Source organism: Verrucosispora sp. WMMD703 (genome assembly GCF_049178935.1).
Lineage (GTDB): Bacteria > Actinomycetota > Actinomycetes > Mycobacteriales > Micromonosporaceae > Micromonospora > Micromonospora sediminimaris.
In genome coordinates, this window is record NZ_JBMHMM010000004.1 from 3,772,511 (window position 1) to 3,789,913 (window position 17,403).

Below are 17,403 nucleotides of genomic sequence, written 5' to 3' on the forward strand. Positions count from 1 at the left end.
TCGGAGCAACTGCCTGGGCGGAACGGGCCTCGGCCGCGTCACGCCCCTTGCGGCGACTCGGCCGTTTCCTCGGCGTCCCGGTCGGGGCAGCTTACGGTCAGGGCGGCGGGCACGGCACGTACCTTCAACTTCCGGGCTTTGCTGCGGGCGCCGCCGTCCAGCTCGTACGTCTTGGGGTCGGCGAAGCGGACCTTGACCTTTCGTCCCCGGGTGATCCGCACGAACTTGGAGTCGTCGGAACGGCCGGTGGCCATCTTGCCGAGGGTCCGGGCCCAGTCGACGGCACCGCTGGCGGTGGAGACACCGATCTCCAGCGAGCCGCTGTCGGGGCGGGCGTCGTCGAAGGCGGGAATGCCGCCGGTGATGGTGCCGACGTTGCCAAACAGCACGCAACTGGCCTCACCCTCGAACCACAGGGCACCGTCGACGGTGATCCGGGTCCGGGTCAGCTCGCCACGCACGTGACGCAGCCCGGTCCACACGTAGGCGAGCCGGCCGAGACGCCCCTTCATCTCCCGGTCGGCCTCGCGGATGAGGTCACCGTCGAAGCCGGCACCGGCCATCACCGCGAAGTGCTCGCCGTTGAGCTTGCCCAGGTCGAGCCGGCGCCGCCGGCCGTGCAGGCCGATCCGGACCGCCTCGCGCAGATCCTCGGGAACGCCCAGGTTGGTGGCGAACAGGTTGGCAGTGCCTGCGGGCAGGATCGCCATCGGTACGCGGGATCCGGCGAGGGTGTCGGCGCAGCGTTGGACCATGCCGTCTCCGCCCCAGACGATGACCAGTTCGGCACCCTTGTCGAGCGCCTTGCGGACCTTCTTCGGTGCCTTACGGCTCTTGGGCACCTCGTACCAGAGCAGGTGTTCGACGCCCGCGCCGACGAGGGCGGCGCGCAGCTCGTCCAGGCCGCCACCGAGGTTCTTCTTTCGGTGGGCCACGACCGCGACGGTGCCGACCGCCACGGCGGGCGCAGGCCGGTCCGGATCCACAAGCACACTCGCACTCATGCCGGCCTCTGGTACCCAGCCGCCCGGAACTCCACTCCTGGAGTGATACCGCCGTGGCTTCGGCGTGCCGAGACATTACGGCAGTGCCCGACTTGGCCGATACGGCATGGGTCTCATCGGCAACGAAGCGGGGTACCGTCCAACTTGTGGCTTGGGGCGCGTGCCGCTTGCCGAGCCGGCTACTCGGGAGGTAGGCGGTAAGTATGGTGAAGAGTGCCGACACCGTGGGTGCGAGGATCCGCTATTGGCGGATGCGTCGGGGCGGCATGTCCCAGGCCGTCCTCGCCGGGCTCGCTGGAGTCAGCCAATCCTACGTCTCGCAGATCGAGTCGGGGCGGAAGACCATCGACCGGCGCTCCGCCCTCGTTGCTTTCGCTGCTGCTCTCCAGGTCACCGTGGCCGACCTCCTAGGCCAGGGCACCGAGACCGGCGACCCCGCCCGGGAGCGGGCGGCGGAGTGCGTGCCGGCGATCTGGTCGGCGCTGATCGAAATCGAAGACGGCGAGCGGCGGCCCCCGACGCGTGCCGGCGAACAGCTGACTGGCGACATCGAACGAAGCGACCGGCTCCGCATGAGCTGCAACTACCCGGCCATGGCCCGGATGCTTCCCAACCTGCTGGTGGAGGCCGCCGCCGTGGGTGGTCCGACACTTGCGCAGGCCGCCTACCAGGCATCGACGTGCCTTCGGCACCTCGGGTACCGGCACCTGGCCCTGAACGCGGCCAGGGTCGCGGTGTCGGCGGCCGGGAACGTCGAGGATCCTGCCTGGATGGCAGCGGCGCGCTTCGCCTACGTGCAGAGCCTGCCGATCGAGTCGGCGGCGCTCGCGGCCAAGGCCGCCGACCGGTCACTTGCCGAGTTGCAGGCCGACGCCGGCGACGTGCGGGTGCGTCAGATGCTCGGCCAACTGCACCTCTCGGCCGCGTTGACCTCGACCGTGGACGGTCGCCTGGACGTCGCTCGCGACCATCTTGCCGAGGCGACCCGGGAGGCGGCCAGTCTCGGCGATCCGGTCGACGGGGGCGGCTTCAACGGCTGCGGCTTCGGGCCGACCAACGTCGGGCTCTGGCAGATGTCCATCGCGGCGGAGCAGGGCGAGATGGGCCGGGTGATCGAACTTTCCCGCACTGTCCGACCGCAGGTGCTCGCAGCGACGAACCGGCAACTGTCCTACTGGCTCGACCTTGGCCGCGCCTTGGCGGAAACCGGCCGTCGAGACGCGGAAGCGCTGGGCGCATTCGTACAGGCCGAGCGAGCCGCACCCATCCCGTTCGCGCTGAACCCCCTCGCGCGCGACGCGGTGGTGTCCCTCGCCCAGCGGGCAAGGCGTCGGGCTGTCCCAGATGATCTTCGGCTGCTGGCTGTTCGAATGGGTATCAGGCTCGCCACATAACTGCCAGTAATTGCTCAGTCACCACTTTCTCCTACTGTCCGATTCGGAGAGGACAGCCGTCCTCTTCGGCCCGATGAGATAGAAACCCCTTCACCCGCCCGTGTTGTCCGACGGATCACACGGGAGGAGGCGGTGCGCGCCACGCGGCCCGGACGAAGGATTCAGTGGTCAGCCCCTCCTGACCGACGTCTCGCGGCAGAGATCGGTGGAGGTGCAATGAACGCGCAGGACGACGAACCCGTGAGCCGGGGCGAGCAGGTCGAGGCGACCGAGCGGGACGCTGCGCGGCGGCGACTGCTGGAGCAGGCCGAGGCGGAGCGGATTCCGGTGGACGAGACCACGCGGGCGGTACCGGAACGGCGTTGGCGACGTGACCGGTAGGGGTGAGGTGCCGATCGGGCGGCGGGTGGCCCAGTGGCGGGCTCGACGGCGGATCACCCAGCAGGCGCTCGCCGACCGGCTCGGCAAGTCAAAGAGCTGGGTGGACAAAGTGGAACGGGGTGCCCGTGCCCTGGACAAGTTCTCGGTGATCCGGCAGATCGCCGACGTGCTGCGGGTCGAGCCGGCGGTACTGATCGGCGAACGACCGGCGACGTTCGTCGGCACCGTGCCGGTGGACGGGCTCGACGGAGTGCAGATCGCGCTGGCCCGCTACGGAACGTTTCCCCTGGTGGAGTGCCAGGTGCCGGTGGTCCAGGTGCGGCGACAGGTCGGGCACGCCTGGTTGACCTACCAGCATGCGCGGTATCCGCAGGTGGTCCGGTTGCTGCCGGGGCTGCTGGACGCCGCCCGGGGCATCCCTCGGACCGATGCCGAACTGCTGATGCAGGTGTACCGGATCGCCTCGTCCGTGCTGGTGAAGCTCGACGAGCCGGATCTCGCCTGGCTGGCCGCCGATCGGGCGGCGACGGTGGCGGGCGGAGACGCGTTGTGGGCCGGCGCGGCGGCCATCTCGGTCGGGCAGGCGTTACGCGCCGCGGGTCGGGAACGGCTCGCGTTGACCTCGACTCTGGACGCCGCCGTACGGCTGGTGCCGCTGTCTCCGGCGGCCGGAACGCCGGATCCGACGCCGGGCGCTACCGCGGTGGGTGGCACGCTGCTGCTCCAGGCCGCGCTCGCCGCCGCGTCCTGCGGCGAGGCTCGACAGGCCGGGCAGTTGCTCGACCGGGCCGCCGCGCTCGCGGACGCGTCACCCGAACGCGCTGGTAGCGAGCGAAGTGCCGGGGAGGACGCGCAGCGCACGTGTTTCGGGCCGGTCGTGGTGGAGTCGGCGCGGGTGCTGGTGGCGGTGGAACGGGGTGAGGCTGCCGAGGCGGTGTGCCGGCACGAGGTGGTGATCCGGCGCGACGGGTGGCGGCGGCTGCCGGCCGAGTACCGGGGTGCCTACCTGGTGGACGCCGCACGGGCGTACCTGCTCGCGGGCGACCTGCTCGGCGCCGGCCGGATGCTGGTCGCCGCCGACGCGGTGGCGCCGGCCGAGGTCCGGTCGCGGTCGTCGGCGCGTACCCTGCTGGCGGAGATCGCCCGAGGCCGCCCCGCACCGGCCGGCGTGGCGCGGCTGAGCACGCTCGCCGGCCTCACCCGCTGACCCGCCGCCCCGACCGACGTCGAGACCCCACGCCGCCCCGCGTCTCGACGCCATGATGTGGGGGCCCGCCGACACCGCGACGATCAGGCCCGCTCCCGGGATCGAGTTGGCTGCGACGCCACTCGATCCCGGGAGCGAGGGTGGCTACAGGGTGCGGGCGAGGCGGTCGGCGAGGATCCGGGCGAACCGCGACGGGTCGGCCAGGTCGCCACCCTCGGCGAGCAGCGCGGTGCCGTAGAGCAGCTCGGCGGTCTCCGCCAGGGCGTCGCCGCTGCCGCCCTGTTCGTGTGCCTTGCGCAGGCCGGTGACCAGCGGGTGAGTCGGGTTGATCTCCAGGATCCGCTTGACCTTCGGCACCTCTTGCCCCATCGCCCGGTACATCTTCTCCAGGGTGGGCGTGATGTCGTGGGCGTCGCCGACCACGCAGGCGGGCGAGGTGGTCAGCCGCGACGACAGCCGGACCTCCTTGACGTTGTCCGCCAGCACGGTGCCCATCCAGCCGAGCAGGTCGGCGTACTCGGTGCGCTGCCGCTCCCGCTCGGCTTCGGCCTCGGTACGCTCCTGCTCGGTGTCCAGGTCGACCTGCCCCTTGGCGACCGAGCGCAGCGCCTTGCCGGCGTAGCTGCCCACCCGCTCGACCCAGACCTCGTCGACCGGGTCGGTGAGCAGCAGCACCTCGTAGCCCTTGGCGCGGAACGCCTCCATGTGCGGGGAGTTCTCGATGGTGACCCGGTTCTCGCCGGTCGCGTAGTAGATGTCGCTCTGCCCCTCCCGCATGCGTTCCACGTAGCCGGCCAGGTCGGTCTGCTCGGCCGGGTCGTGGGTCGAGGCCACCGAGAGGATCTCCAGCAGGGTTTCCTGGTTGTCGGTGTCCTCCAGCAGGCCCTCCTTGACCGCCGGCCCGAACTCGGTCCAGAAGGTGCGGTACCGCTCCGGCTGGTCGGTCTTGAGTTCCTTGACCGTGGCGAGGATCTTCTTGACCAGGCGGCGGCGTACGGCGCGGATCTGCCGGTCCTGCTGGAGGATCTCCCGGGAGATGTTCAGCGACAGGTCGTGGGCATCCACCACACCCTTGATGAACCGCAGGTAGTTGGGCATCAACGCGTCGCAGTCGTCCATGATGAAGACGCGCTTGACGTAGAGCTGCACCCCCCGGCGCCCCTGCGGGGAGAACAGGTCCAGCGGCGCGTGGGTGGGGATGAACAGCAACGCCTCGTACTCGAAGGTCCCCTCCCCGCGCATGTGGATGGTTTCGAGCGGGTCCGCCCAGTCGTGGCTGACATGCTTGTAGAACTCGTGGTACTCGGCGGGCTCGACCTCGCCGCGTGGGCGGGCCCACAGCGCCTTCATCGAGTTGAGGGTCACGGTCTCGGTGGTGGCGGGGGCGTCGTCGGCGCCGGGCCGCTCGACGATCATCCGGATCGGGTGGGCGATGAAGTCGGAGTAGCGCTTGACGATCTCCCGGATCGTCCACTCGGCCGTGTAGTCGTGCAGGTTGTCATCGGCGTCGGCGGGCTTGAGGTGCAGGGTCACCGTCGTGCCCTGGGCAGCGTCGTCCAGCTCGGTGATGGTGTAGGTGCCCTCGCCGGTGGACTCCCAGCGGGTACCGCCGCTCTCGCCGGCCCGCCGGGTGACCAGCTCGACCCGCTCGGCGACCATGAACGCGGCGTAGAAGCCCACGCCGAACTGACCGATCAGCTCCTGCGAGGCACCCGCGTCCTTGGCCTCGCGCAACTGCCGCAGCAGCTCCGCGGTGCCGGACTTGGCGATCGTGCCGATGACGGAGACCACCTCGTCGCGGCTCATGCCGATGCCGTTGTCGCGCACGGTGAGGGTACGGGCGTCCTTGTCGACCTCGATGGCGATGTGCAGGTCGCCCGTGTCGACGGCAAGATCCTTGTCGACCATCGACGCCAGGCGCAGCTTGTCCAGCGCGTCGGAGGCGTTCGAGATCAACTCGCGGAGGAACACGTCCTTGTTCGAGTAGATCGAGTGGACCATCAGCCGGAGCAGCTGACGCGCCTCGGCCTGGAACTCCAACGTCTCGGCCCGGTCGTTCACACCAAGTCCTTTCCGGTCGTCGCCACGACGGTTCGCGGAAAGGATACGAGTCGTCGCGCTGCGCGTGCGTCGGGTGGTCCGCCTCTCCTCAACGCGGATTGATCAACACGGCGTAGTCGGCCGCGGTGAGCGGCCCCGACGACAGCGAACCGTCCGCCCGGGGGACGCTCAACGGCGTGCCGCCCTCCAGGAACAGCACCGCCGTGACGTCGGTGCGGGCGCTGAGCGTGCAGACGATCTGACCGTACGCCAGCCGACCGTCGATGCGGCCGGTGTCCACCGCCGTCAGTCCGACGGTGACCCGGGCCAACCCGTCGACCAGCTCGACCACCGCGCTGGTGAAGGCCCCCGGCAGGGCGCTGGTCAGCCCGTCGTCGCGCTCGGCCGGGGTCGGCCCGGCCAGCAGGGCCCGCAACTGCGCGTCGAGCGCGGGCACCTGGTCGGCGCGGCGGATCACCGGCACCAGGCGTTCGTCGCGGGAGAAGTAGAGCACCTCGGTGACCGCGCCGGTCTCGGCCGCCGTCGGTGCCGCCGTGGCGGTGGACGGGAAGGGTACGGGTGGCGGGGTGACCGCGCGGGGTTGGTCCTCGGCGGGCACCCCGCACCCCCCGAGCAGGGCAAGCACCGTGGCCACCACCAGGGCTACCCCGGCCTTCCACCCGGCCCGAACGGTACGCGCGGCCCGGGCAGGTTGACCGGCGTACGCGGGCCCGACGGCGACGGGTCGGGTCATGAGACGCTCCCGGGCAGGGTGACGCGGAACCGGGCGCCGCCCTCCGGGCGGTCGCTGACCGAGGCGTCTCCGCCGTGCGCGGCGGCGTGCTGGGCCACCAGGGCCAGCCCCAGGCCGGTGCCGTCGCCGCCGCCCCGGTAGTTGGCCGCCCGACCCCGGACGAAGCGGTCGAAGATCACCTCGCGGTCTTCCATCGGCACTCCCGGGCCCTCGTCGTCGACCTCGATCACGCCCGTGTCCGCGGTGTGCGACAACCGCACCGCGATCGGCCCCGCACCGTACCGCTCGGCGTTGTCCAGCAGGTTGGTCAACACCTGGGTGACGCGGCGGCGGTCCACCCGCCAACTGGGCGGGGTGCCCGCCGCCAGCTGCACCATCGACTCCGGCAGGTCCCGGTCCCGGCACGCCTGTCGGGCCAGCTCGGGCAGGTCCACCGGCTCCCGGTGCACCGGCTGATCACCACGGGACAGGTCCAGCAGGTCGTTGACGAGTTGCTGAAAACGTTCGATCTCGTCGGCGACGAGCCGGGCGGCGGTGGCGGTCCGCTCGTCCTGGTTCTCCCGGCGTCTGGACAGCACACTCGCGGCCGCGGCAAGGGTCTGCAACGGCGAGCGCAGCTCATGGCTGACGTCGGCGGCGAAGCGCCGGTCCCGGTCGATCCGCCCGGCCAACTCGTCGACCATCCGGTTGAAGGAGGTGGAAAGGCGGTTCAGGTCCGGGTCGGTGTCCGGGGCGAGCCGGGTGGTGAAGTCGCCGGCCGCGATCCGCTCGGCGGCGTCGGCCACGGCTGTCAACGGGCGCAACCCGTGCCGGGTGGCGTACCAGCCGAGGGCCGCCCCCGACCCGGCGACCATGATTGCGACCGCGGTGAGCGCCAGCGCCAGCACCTGGAAGGTCTGCTCCAGCTCCCGCAGCGAGGCGATCTCGTAGAAGGCGGTCGACTCGGACAGCGGCACCCCGACCAACATCACCGGGCTGTCGTTGAGGCGTACCCGCTGCACCGCCGGCTCCCCCGCCGAGACCAGGTCCTGGAGCTGGGCCGGAACGATTGTGGTGAGCCCGGTGTCGGCGCTGCGGGCGTACCACTCGCCGTCGAGCAGCACCAGGGGTCGTCGGCCGGTGCCGGTGTCCAGCGCCCGCAGCGCCTCCGCGACGTCCGGGTTCTCGGTGTTCAGGCCGGCGCGGACCACCGCCGCGTCGTAGTACGCCGCCCGCAGCACGGTGCGCTCCCGCTCGTTGAGCAGGGTGCGGCGGGTCAGCTCGTACGACACCAGAGCCATCGAGGCGGACAGCAGCAACGCGCCGATCGCGAACGCGGCGGTGACCCGGGCACGTAGTCCGAGGCGTCTCATCGTTGCAGTTTGTAACCGAGGCCGCGCAACGTCACCAGGTGCCGGGGGTTTGCCGGGTCGGCCTCGATCTTCTGGCGCAGCCGACCGACGTGCACGTCGACCAGCCGTTCGTCGCCGCTGTCGTACCCCCAGACCCGGCTGAGCAGCTGCTGACGCGACAGCACCCGGCCGGCGTGTTCGGCCAGCTCGCACAGCAACCGGAACTCCGTACGGGTGACCGCGACCGGCTCGCCGGACCGCCGCACCTCCCCCGCCTCCGGGCTCACCTCCAGCTCGCCGAAGGCGAGCACCGGTACCGGCTCGGGGCCGTCCGGCGCGGTCACCGCGCGACCGCGTCGGCGCAGGGCGCGCAGCCGGGCGGTCAGTTCCTTGATCGCCACCGGCTTGACCACGTAGTCGTCGGCACCGGCCTCCAGCGCGGCGACGATGTCGTGGGTGTCGTCGCGGGCGCTGACCACGACGATCGGGACGTCGTCGTCGCGGCGCAGTTGGCGGATGCCCTCGAAGCCGTCGATGCCGGGCAGCATCAGGTCGACCAGGACGTAGTCGGCGGGATCCCGGCGCTGCGTACGCAGCCCCTCCTCGGCGGTGGCCGCTCCCCGGGCCTCGTAGCCCTCGTCCTCCAGAGCGAGCAGCAACGCCAGCCGGATCCGGTCGTCGTCCTCGATCACCAGTACCGCTGTCATACCGGAATCATCCCCAAGCCCTGACCACCGGGCCAACCACGATCGACAACAGGGTGTTTTGTCACGCAACTGTCATCCGTCCGCGCGGTGCCCGCCAACCCCGCTGGGCAGGGTGAGAGCCACTTGGAGACCGCAGGAGAGGGGGCCTTGGCCGTGACCGCACCACGACGCCCCGAGTGCTCGGTGCCGCTGGTGGAGGTGTCCATCACCGAGTTCGATCTGAGCTGCCTGCCCGAGACCGGCGCGGTCCTCGATCAGCTGCTGGCCCTGCGCCCCCAACAGATCGTGATCGACCTGGCCGGCTGCCGACACATCGACGCCGCCGCCATCGGCCTGCTGCTCGACGTGCACCGCCGGATGGTCCGCGCCGGAGGTGTGCTGGCGGTGCGCAATCCGAACCCGCGCATCACCCGGATCCTGCAGACCGCCCGGCTGGACCAGATCCTGCCGGTGCACACCGACGCTGAAGCCGCCCCGGCCCCGCTCCCCGAAGCGGCCCCCGCCGCCGCTACCTCCGTCGGAGCGGGTATTGGCCCACCGGCCGGCGGGACACCGCCGCCGAGTGCGGCGCCGCGCGCTGCCGCGTACGGCCGCGCCGCGGTCACCGTGCGCACCTGACCCCACCACAGCCGACCGCAGCAGAACGTGAGCACGAGGAGCAGCATGACCAGCGCCGGGATCGTCGCGGCTCTCGCCGTGGGCCTTGCCGTCGGCGCCCTCGGCCGACTGGTCCTGCCCGGCCGCCCGGCCGTGCCGTTGTGGCTCACCACGACCATCGGCGCGGTAGCCGCGCTGCTCGGTGCCATCACCGCCTGGCTCGCCGGCGTTCAAGGGTTCAGCCTGCTGGGTCTGGTGGTGCAGGCCGGGCTCGCCGCGATCGCGGTGGTGATCGTGGTCGCCACGACCGGCAAGGAACGCTCCGACTCCCGGTGAGTAGTCCGCACGGCGACGGCGCTCCGCCCGCCGCCCCGAGTTCCGTACCCCGGCCGACCGGCCGCGGCACCGGAGAGGAAGCAGGATGACCGTCGTACCGGACGACAACCTGATGACCCTGATCTGCGACGTCTGTGGCGACACCACCACCGGCACCGCCTGCGTGCTGCCCGACGCCGAGGTTGTCTGGACGCTGGTCTCCGACCACGGGTGGAGCGGTTCACCGTTCGCCACCGGTCCGCACCGCTGCCCCCGGTGCAGTTCGCTGCCGCCGGGCAGCCCACCCGGTGACAGCGAGCGCGGCGGGTCGGTCCGCAGCGCCGAGGCGGCTCCCGCCGACAGCGACCTCGACCCGGGCACCGGCGACGCGCTGCGGACCGCGCTGCGCGCCGCGTTCGACGTGGCCGGGACGGTGGTGGTGGACCTGACCCACGTGCAGGTCATCGACTCAGTCGGGCTGGGCATGCTCGTCCGGGCCCACCGGGACGTACGCGAGCAGGGTGGGCGGCTGTGCCTCGCCGCCCCGTCGAGGTTCATCCGTACCGTCCTGCACACCATGAAGCTCGACGGGGTCTTCCCGATCTTCGACAGCCTCGACGCTGCGCTCGATCAACTGAGTGCCGCAGCGGTGCAGAACGCCGTTCCGGCCGGCATCTCGTCGGTCGACGTGACGCCGAACGACGTGCCACGGCCCGCCGCCGAGGTGTCCTCGCTGCCCACGGCCCGCCGTCCGGCAAGCCGCGTCACCGTCTGACCTCGGCGGGGTGCCGGTGCTGCCCTTGAAGTCCGACCCGACCAGGGCGAGAGGCCGCCGATCACGTACGGGCAACGTGATCGACCCGAGCACAACATTGATGATTGTCTGATAAAGCCCCAGTAGGTTTCGGCAGTCGTCGATCCGCCGACGTTCTTCTCGTACCGGGACAACCCGGAGGTCGGTAATCCATGCCCGAAACCCGTAGTGCCGGCGTCATATCCACGAAGCGTCGCGGACGGCTCGGATTCCTGCTCGGCGTGGCGCTGGTGACGGCCGGCGTCCTGTTTCAACTGCCTGACGTACGGATGATGATCGACCATGCCCGCATGCGACAGGCGGAGCCCTCCATGCCCGGCATGGAAGGCGTTCCCCCCGGCCAGCCGATGGACATGTGGACGCCCACGATGATCCTCGGCATGCTGCTGCTCCTCGCCGGCCTGCTGCTGGCTGGGCGGGCGCTGTTCGCGGGCATCCAGCGACCGGACTCCGAAGGCGTCACCGTGGAGTCGATCGAGCATGGTCGGCTGAGACCGGCCTACTGGATCACCTGCGCGGTGCTGACCATCGCCTTGGTGGTCGACATCATGAAGCCACTCACCCTCGGCTTCGTCATGCCCGGCATGAGCGACGAGTACGGCATGTCACTCGAATCGATCTCGATTCTTCCCCTGGTCGCCCTCACCGGTACCGCCGTCGGGTCGGTCCTCTGGGGCCTGCTCGGCGACCGGTACGGTCGGCGGACCGCCCTGCTCCTGGCCACCCTGCTGTTCATCGCGACCTCGGCGTGCGGGGCCATGCCCAGCTTCGAGTGGAACCTGGTGATGTGCTTCGCGATGGGCACCTCCGCCGGTGGCCTGCTGCCCCTGGTGTTCACACTGATCGCCGAGCTGACCCCACGCCGACACCGCGGCTGGGTGGCGGTGACCGTCGGTGGGATCGGTGGTCTGGGCGGGTACCTGGCGGCCAGTGAGGCGGCCCGCCACCTCGAGCCGGCGCTGACCTGGCGCGCGCTCTGGCTGATCGGGCTGCCCTCCGGGCTGCTGCTGTTGCTGATGGCGCCGTCGATCCCCGAGTCGCCGCTGTACCTGCTGCGCGCCGGGCGGCGCACCGAGGCGGAGGCGGTGCTCCGTCGTTACGGATCCCGTCTGAGCGCCGCGCCACCGGCAGCCGGGGTCGCGGAGACACAGCTCGGCGTGGGGGCGATGCTTCGGACGTATCCCGTCGTGACGTCGGTGATCGGCGTGGTCGGTGTGGTGTGGGGGCTGGTGAACTTCGGCTTCCTGGTCATGCTGCCCGCGCAACTGCGGGAGGCCGGGCTGGCCGGCGGGGTCGCGAGTGGCCTGCTCGCCGACTCGGCGCTCTACTCGACCCCGGCCCTGGCGCTCGTCGTGCTGCTCTACGCGGCCTGGAGCGGTCGCCGGGCGCTGGCGCTGTTCATCGCGATCACCGCGATCGGGCTCAGCGGAGTGGCTCTCTGGAGCGCCGACAGCGGCGGGACGGCGCTGCTGTTGGCTTCCATCGGCCTGCTGGTGCTGTCGCTGTCCGCGGTCAACGCGATGCTGCTGCCGTACAGCGCCGAGATCTACCCGACCGCGATGCGGGCCACCGGCTCCGGCTTCGCCGGTGCGGCCACCAAGGTCGGTGGCATCCTCGGACCGTCCACCATGCTGCTGGTCCTCTCCCTCGGTAACGGGCTCGTGCTGCCGGCCATCGCGCTGGGCGTGCTGTGTCTGGTCGCCGCGGTCCTGCTGCTGGTGTTCGGGCCGGAGCTGGGCGCATCCGTCGGGCCACTCGCGCGTCAACGGCACGGAAGCGTCACTGACGGCGTCGCAGACGACTCCCGCAGGAGGTTCCTGGCGCGCGGTTGAACCGATCCACCACCTCCGCCCGTACCTGAGTGCGAAGGGAGTGGCCCATGAAGCGCCTGACCCCGTTGCTCACCCTCCTGTCGGGGGCGGTGACGGCTGCTGTGCTGTTCACAATGAGTGCACAGGCATCCCCGCCGGGCACCCAACCCGCGGCCGGCGGAGGTGCACCGGCCGCCGCGCCGGCCCCGTCCGCCGACGTGGAGGCGGACGCCGACGCCGAGGTGGACCCCGACGCGGTCGCGCCCGGTGAGGAACCGACCGACGCCGACGCCGACGCCCGGCGACCGGCCGGCACCTCGCCGCCGACGGATCCGGACGCCCCGTCGGCGGGGACCGAGGTGACATCGGTCGAGCAGAACTGGATCGGTGAACTCGAGAACGGTGCCACCATCGCCATCACCGTGAAGGACGGCAAGGCCGAGGCGTATGTCTGCGACGGCCGGAGCATGGAGCTGTGGCTGTCCGGCACGGTACGCGACGGCAAGATCGAGCTGACCGGCAAGGACGCGAAGCTGACCGGTGTCATCCGGGGCGACCGCGCCAGCGGTGAGATGATCGTCGGCGTACGGCGCTGGAAGTTCACCGCCCGACCCGACGACACGTCGGCCGACGAAGCGGTGGTGAAGTCCGGTTCGGGCACCGCTCCGGCGATCTACCGGGTGACCGGGGAGACCCGCAGGGCCGGCTACGACGGCGGCTGGATCATGCGGCCCGACGGCACCCAGATCGGCATCGTCACCTGGAACGGCAAGCCCATTCCGGCACCGCCGTTGGACCCCGCCTTCAACAGCACCGTGGTCAACGGAGTGACCCTCGTCGCCGAGCCGGTCGTCCCCGGGGCGCGGTGATGTCCCAGCACCGACACGGCGGGGCACGCACCGTGCCCCGCCGGGCGCCGGAGCCCACGGTCGAGGTGATGCGTGACTTCGGCGCCCCGCCGCCGAGCGCACCGAGACGGCGGCCCTCGCTGCTGGTGCCGCTGGTGGTCGGGGCCGGGGTGGCGGTGGCGCTCGGTGTCTACGGACGCACCCACACCCCCACCGGCATCGCGGTGAACGTGGCCGGCTTCTCCTCGCCGTTGACGGTGAAGGTGTGGCTGGGCACCGGGGCGGCGTTCTTCGCCGTCATCCAGTTGCTGTCCGCGTTGGCGATGTGGGGTCGGCTCGGCGGCTTCTCCCCGTCCTGGGCCGGCTCTGCGCACCGCTGGTCAGGGCGGATCGCGTTCCTGCTCACCGTGCCGGTCGCGGTGCACTGCCTCTACGCGCTCGGTTTCGCCGACTACGACACCCGTACGCTGCTGCACTCCCTGCTGGGCTGCTTCTTCTTCGGCGCCTTCGCCACCAAGATGCTGACCCTGCCCAAGCGGGGCCTCGCCGGTTGGGTGCTCCCCACCATCGGCGGGGTCGTGTTCGTCGCCCTGATCGGTGTCTTCCTGACGTCGTCGGTCTGGTACTTCACCACGTTCGGCATCCAGTTCTGATCCCCCGGAAAGGCAAGGCACCTCGGATGAACCACGAGCAGGCTGGCTGCTGCCGGTCACGACGCGCCCTGCTGGCCGGTACCGGCGCGGTGGGCGTGGCCGCGTTGACCGGCTGTGCGACGTACGGTCAGCCCACGGCGGCACCGCCGGCCGCACCGCCCGCCGGCAGCTCCGGCGTCGACCCGTCGGACACCTCGGGTGTCGACCCGTCCGGCACCGCCACGCCGGGCGATGACGGCGCGGATCCCGGTACGCCGGCACTGGCCACGCTGGCCGACATCCCGGTCGGTGGCGGCGCGATCTTCGCCGACGCCGGCGTGGTGGTGACCCAGCCGACCGACGGGATCATCAAGGCGTACTCGGCGACCTGCACCCACCAGGGCTGCACGGTCACCTCGGTCTCCGACGGCACCATCGTCTGCGCCTGCCACAACAGTGTGTTCGACATCGCCGACGGCTCGGTACGCAGCGGCCCGGCGGGGGCGCCGCTGCCCGCCGCGAACGTCACCGTCGACGGGGACGCCATCCGGTTGGCCTGACCCGGCGCTCGGCGATGCGAACGCGGTGACGCGGCCCACCCAGGCCCGGGCCGCGCGGGGCCGTCCGAGGTGGCGTCACGCCCCCGGACGGCCCCTGCCCCACCCGCGGTCCACCGGGTGGGGCAGGGACACCCATCGTCAGGACGCGGCGCAGGTCAGCCCGGAAGGCGTGCCCGATCCGCTGCCGGTCAGCCCGAACGTGGTGCTGGTGCCGGCGGCGAGTTGCCCGTTGTAGGGCTCGTTGCGCACCGTCACTGTGGTTCCGGAGGTGGTGAGCCGGCCGTTCCACAGTGACGAGATGGTGGTGCCGGCGGGGGCGGTCCAACTGACCGTCCAGCCGGAGATGGCCGCCGTACCGGTGTTCCGGACGGTCACCTCCGCCTGGTAGCCACCCTGCCAGGAGCTGGTGACCCGGTACGTGGCGGCGCAACCGGCGTCGCCGTTGTCGTTGCCGGCCGGGGTGGTGACGGTCGACGGCGGCGAGGCCGCCGAGACGTTGCCGGCCGCGTCGCGCGCCCGCACGGTGAAGGTGTAGCTGGTCGAGGCGCTCAGCCCGGTCGCCCGGTAGGTGGTTCCGGAGACCGTGCCGACCACGGTGGCCGCCCCGGATCCGGTCGCCCGCAGCACCTCGTACGCGGTGACGCCCACGTCGTCCGTGGCCGCCGCCCAGCTCAGCGTGGCGGCGGTGGCGGTCACGTCGGTGGCGGTCGGCCGCCCCGGCGCGGTCGGCGCGGTGGTGTCACCGGGGCCGGGGCCGCCGGCGTAGCGTTCGGCGAGGCTCATGCCGGTGGTGGAGTCGGTGCCGCCGAGGCGCACCTGGTGGTCGAGGCCGACGAACTTGCCGTTGTGCTGCCACAGCGCGGGCTTGAGCATCTGGTTGTACTTCGTCTCGTCCCAGCTCGCCCAGTCGTCGAGCAGCAAGCCACCGGTGTCACCTGAGTTGGGGTTGAGACACCAGAACGTGTGGTGAATGCCGTTCTCGATCATCAGGTCGCGCAGCGCGGCCATCCAGCGGTCCTGCCGGGCGTCCTGCCCCAGCCGGCCGCCCCACTCCCCGATCAGCAGCGGCGCGATGTTCTGCTCGTGGATGTAGAACCAGTTCGGTCGCCACACGTCGTTGGTCAGCGAGTCCTTGTCGAAGTCGCCCTCGAACCACGGCTGCTCGTACACCAGCGGTCCGTAGTCGTGCGGCGAGTAGACGAGTTGGTCCTGCTGGGCACCGAGGTTGACCGGGTGCTCGGCGACGCCGCGCAGGTTGCCGCCCCACCAGTTGTAGTGGTAGTTGGGGCTGCGGTCGGGGTTGGTGTTGGGCGAGTCCCAGGTGGCGCCGGCCCGCGGATAGATCTCGATGCCCTCACAGAGGATCAGCAGGTTCGGGTTGATCGCCAGGATCCGCCGGCCCGCCGTCTCGCACGCGTACTTGAAGTTGTCCTGGTCGGTGCTGGAGTCCCACTTGGCCCGCTCGGGATCGTTCGGCGTCCCGTGCGGCTCGTTCTTGACGTCCATCGCGACGATGGTGTCGTTGGTCCGGTAGCGGGTGGTGATCCATTCCCAGCCCTGGAAGAACAGCTCCGGGGTGATGCTGCCCTTCCACCACACCGGATAGACGTGGCCGGAGTTGTCCGCCTCGGCGCTGTGCACGTCGAGCATGACCTTCAGACCGTACTTCTCGCACAGCGCGAGCCAGTGGTCGAAGACCTGGAGGTTGTTCAGGCCCTCCAGCTCCGGGTTGACGTACGTGTTGACGTTCGGCCGGATCGTCTGCCCGGCCTTCCACTCCAGCAGCAGTTGCGTGGAGATGGGCACCCGGACGATGTTGATGCCGCGCTGGGCCATCTGGCGGGTGATCGATTCGAGGTTGCCCGACCACAGGCCGTGGAAGACCCGCTCGCTGGCGTTGAAGCCGAACCAGTTGGCCCCGGTGAGCCAGACCTGGTTGCCGGCCTCGTCGACGATCCGGTTGCCGTCGGTGTGCAGCCAGTCGGCGGTGGGTGCGGCGGCGACGGCCGGAGCACCGACCGTCGGCGCCGCCGTCGCGGCGGGCGCGGCGGCGGCCACGCCGAGCAGAGCCACGGCCACCGTCGCGGCGGCCTGAAGTTTTGTACGTGCAGACATGCGACTTCCTCTGTGGTGGGTGAGGGAGCGAGCACGTCGAGAGAACAGTCCTGCCCAGGGACCGTGGGAGCGCTTCCACGCCCACCCTAGGCGGTCAACCCCCACAACGGAAGACCCACCCCCCAACCTCCGCGATCTTGCACTTTCCGTCGCCACAAAAGCCGCGAGAAGGGCATCTCGGCGACCGAAAGTGCAAGATCGCGGGGGTCACACCGCGAGGGCCTCGCGGACGGTGTGTTCGGCGGTGGCGCCGCCGTCGCCGGCGGAGGTGACGCGGCCGGACTCCAGCACGTGGTAGCGGTCGGCCACCCGCAGCGCGAAGCCGAGGTGCTGCTCGACCAGGAGCACGCTGAACCCGGTCTGGGCGATCAGGGCCACGATCCGGTCCTGGATCTCGGTCACCACCGACGGCTGGATGCCCTCGGTCGGCTCGTCGAGCATCAGCAGCCGGGGCCGGGTGATCAGCGCCCGGGCGATGGCCAACTGCTGACGCTGGCCGCCGGAGAGCAGCCCGGCCCGCCGACGCAGCAGCGGACGCAGCGCCGGGAAGAGGTCCAGCACCTCCGCGGTAGCCGTTGCCCCGTCGCGACGGCCGTCGGCGACCAGGCGCAGGTTCTCCGCCGCGGTCAGGTGGGGGAAACACTGCTGCCCCTGCGGCACGTACGCGATCCCCCGGGCGACCCGCTCGTGCGGCGCCAGCCGGGTGATGTCCGCACCGTCCAGCTCGACCCGGCCGGCGCTGGGGCGCAGCAGGCCGGCGGCCACCCGCAGCAGGGTGGACTTGCCGGCGCCGTTGTGGCCCAGCACGGTGGCGACCCCGTCGGCGGGCACCGCCACGTCGACACCGTGCAGCACCCGGCTGCGCCCGTAACCGGCGTGCACGCCACGCATCG

At 71.2% G+C, this 17,403-nt stretch carries 17 protein-coding genes; 10 read left to right on the forward strand and 7 right to left on the reverse strand.

Annotated features, from left to right (window positions below):
- Window positions 1-38: 38 nt before the first annotated feature.
- Window positions 39-1,004: a diacylglycerol/lipid kinase family protein gene (locus tag ACN26Z_RS17840; RefSeq protein ID WP_421462456.1), complete on the reverse strand. Its 966-nt coding sequence runs from the start codon at window positions 1,002-1,004 to the stop codon at window positions 39-41.
- Window positions 1,005-1,207: 203 nt separating this feature from the next.
- On the opposite strand from ACN26Z_RS17840, the gene ACN26Z_RS17845 reads away from it, so the two are divergent.
- From ACN26Z_RS17845 to ACN26Z_RS17855, 3 genes are all read left to right on the forward strand, one after another.
- The gene (locus tag ACN26Z_RS17845; protein ID WP_421462458.1) at window positions 1,208-2,398 is read left to right on the forward strand and encodes a helix-turn-helix domain-containing protein; all 1,191 of its coding nucleotides are present in this window, start codon (window positions 1,208-1,210) and stop codon (window positions 2,396-2,398) included.
- A gap of 216 nt (window positions 2,399-2,614) precedes the next feature.
- Window positions 2,615-2,779: a hypothetical protein gene (locus ACN26Z_RS17850; RefSeq protein ID WP_421462460.1), complete on the forward strand. Its 165-nt coding sequence runs from the start codon at window positions 2,615-2,617 to the stop codon at window positions 2,777-2,779.
- Window positions 2,769-3,986: a helix-turn-helix domain-containing protein gene (locus ACN26Z_RS17855; protein WP_421462462.1), complete on the forward strand. Its 1,218-nt coding sequence runs from the start codon at window positions 2,769-2,771 to the stop codon at window positions 3,984-3,986. Before ACN26Z_RS17850 ends, ACN26Z_RS17855 begins: the two co-directional genes overlap by 11 nt.
- A gap of 144 nt (window positions 3,987-4,130) precedes the next feature.
- Here ACN26Z_RS17855 and htpG read toward each other — a convergent pair whose 3' ends face one another.
- The 4 genes from htpG to ACN26Z_RS17875 all read right to left on the reverse strand — a co-directional run bounded on the left by htpG (window position 4,131) and on the right by ACN26Z_RS17875 (window position 8,818).
- Entirely contained in the window at window positions 4,131-6,047 is a 1,917-nt protein-coding gene (gene htpG / locus ACN26Z_RS17860) for a molecular chaperone HtpG (RefSeq protein ID WP_421462464.1), read from the reverse strand.
- 88 nt (window positions 6,048-6,135) lie between these two features.
- On the reverse strand, window positions 6,136-6,780 hold the full coding sequence (locus tag ACN26Z_RS17865) for a GerMN domain-containing protein (RefSeq protein ID WP_282238296.1): 645 nt from the start codon (window positions 6,778-6,780) through the stop codon (window positions 6,136-6,138).
- Window positions 6,777-8,132 (reverse strand): HAMP domain-containing sensor histidine kinase, encoded by a 1,356-nt coding sequence (locus ACN26Z_RS17870; RefSeq protein WP_093405809.1) that lies wholly within the window; start codon window positions 8,130-8,132, stop codon window positions 6,777-6,779. Before ACN26Z_RS17870 ends, ACN26Z_RS17865 begins: the two co-directional genes overlap by 4 nt.
- Window positions 8,129-8,818, reverse strand: a complete 690-nt coding sequence (locus tag ACN26Z_RS17875) for a response regulator transcription factor (protein ID WP_093405811.1) — start codon at window positions 8,816-8,818, stop codon at window positions 8,129-8,131. Before ACN26Z_RS17875 ends, ACN26Z_RS17870 begins: the two co-directional genes overlap by 4 nt.
- A 153-nt stretch (window positions 8,819-8,971) precedes the next feature.
- Here ACN26Z_RS17875 and ACN26Z_RS17880 point away from each other — a divergent pair, with 153 nt between their 5' ends.
- The 7 genes from ACN26Z_RS17880 (at window position 8,972) to ACN26Z_RS17910 (ending at window position 14,395) form a co-directional block, all read left to right on the forward strand.
- Entirely contained in the window at window positions 8,972-9,436 is a 465-nt protein-coding gene (locus ACN26Z_RS17880; protein WP_421462467.1) for an STAS domain-containing protein, read from the forward strand.
- A gap of 45 nt (window positions 9,437-9,481) precedes the next feature.
- Complete coding sequence (locus ACN26Z_RS17885) at window positions 9,482-9,751, forward strand: GlsB/YeaQ/YmgE family stress response membrane protein (RefSeq protein WP_093405816.1); 270 nt, start codon at window positions 9,482-9,484, stop codon at window positions 9,749-9,751.
- Between the two features lie 85 nt (window positions 9,752-9,836).
- Window positions 9,837-10,505, forward strand: a complete 669-nt coding sequence (locus ACN26Z_RS17890) for an STAS domain-containing protein (protein WP_282238294.1) — start codon at window positions 9,837-9,839, stop codon at window positions 10,503-10,505.
- A gap of 191 nt (window positions 10,506-10,696) precedes the next feature.
- Entirely contained in the window at window positions 10,697-12,376 is a 1,680-nt protein-coding gene (locus ACN26Z_RS17895) for an MFS transporter (protein ID WP_282238293.1), read from the forward strand.
- A 47-nt stretch (window positions 12,377-12,423) separates the two neighbouring features.
- On the forward strand, window positions 12,424-13,224 hold the full coding sequence (locus ACN26Z_RS17900) for a hypothetical protein (protein WP_282238292.1): 801 nt from the start codon (window positions 12,424-12,426) through the stop codon (window positions 13,222-13,224).
- A 68-nt stretch (window positions 13,225-13,292) separates the two neighbouring features.
- Window positions 13,293-13,856, forward strand: coding sequence for a DUF6529 family protein (locus ACN26Z_RS17905; RefSeq protein WP_232511286.1), 564 nt, complete (start codon window positions 13,293-13,295; stop codon window positions 13,854-13,856).
- Between the two features lie 26 nt (window positions 13,857-13,882).
- Window positions 13,883-14,395 (forward strand): Rieske (2Fe-2S) protein, encoded by a 513-nt coding sequence (locus ACN26Z_RS17910; RefSeq protein ID WP_093405829.1) that lies wholly within the window; start codon window positions 13,883-13,885, stop codon window positions 14,393-14,395.
- A 138-nt stretch (window positions 14,396-14,533) separates the two neighbouring features.
- Here ACN26Z_RS17910 and ACN26Z_RS17915 read toward each other — a convergent pair whose 3' ends face one another.
- Both ACN26Z_RS17915 and urtE read right to left on the reverse strand, forming a co-directional pair.
- Window positions 14,534-16,510, reverse strand: coding sequence for a cellulase family glycosylhydrolase (locus tag ACN26Z_RS17915; RefSeq protein ID WP_421462471.1), 1,977 nt, complete (start codon window positions 16,508-16,510; stop codon window positions 14,534-14,536).
- 207 nt (window positions 16,511-16,717) lie between these two features.
- Window positions 16,718-17,401: an urea ABC transporter ATP-binding subunit UrtE gene (urtE, locus tag ACN26Z_RS17920; protein WP_247672881.1), complete on the reverse strand. Its 684-nt coding sequence runs from the start codon at window positions 17,399-17,401 to the stop codon at window positions 16,718-16,720.
- Window positions 17,402-17,403: the final 2 nt, after the last annotated feature.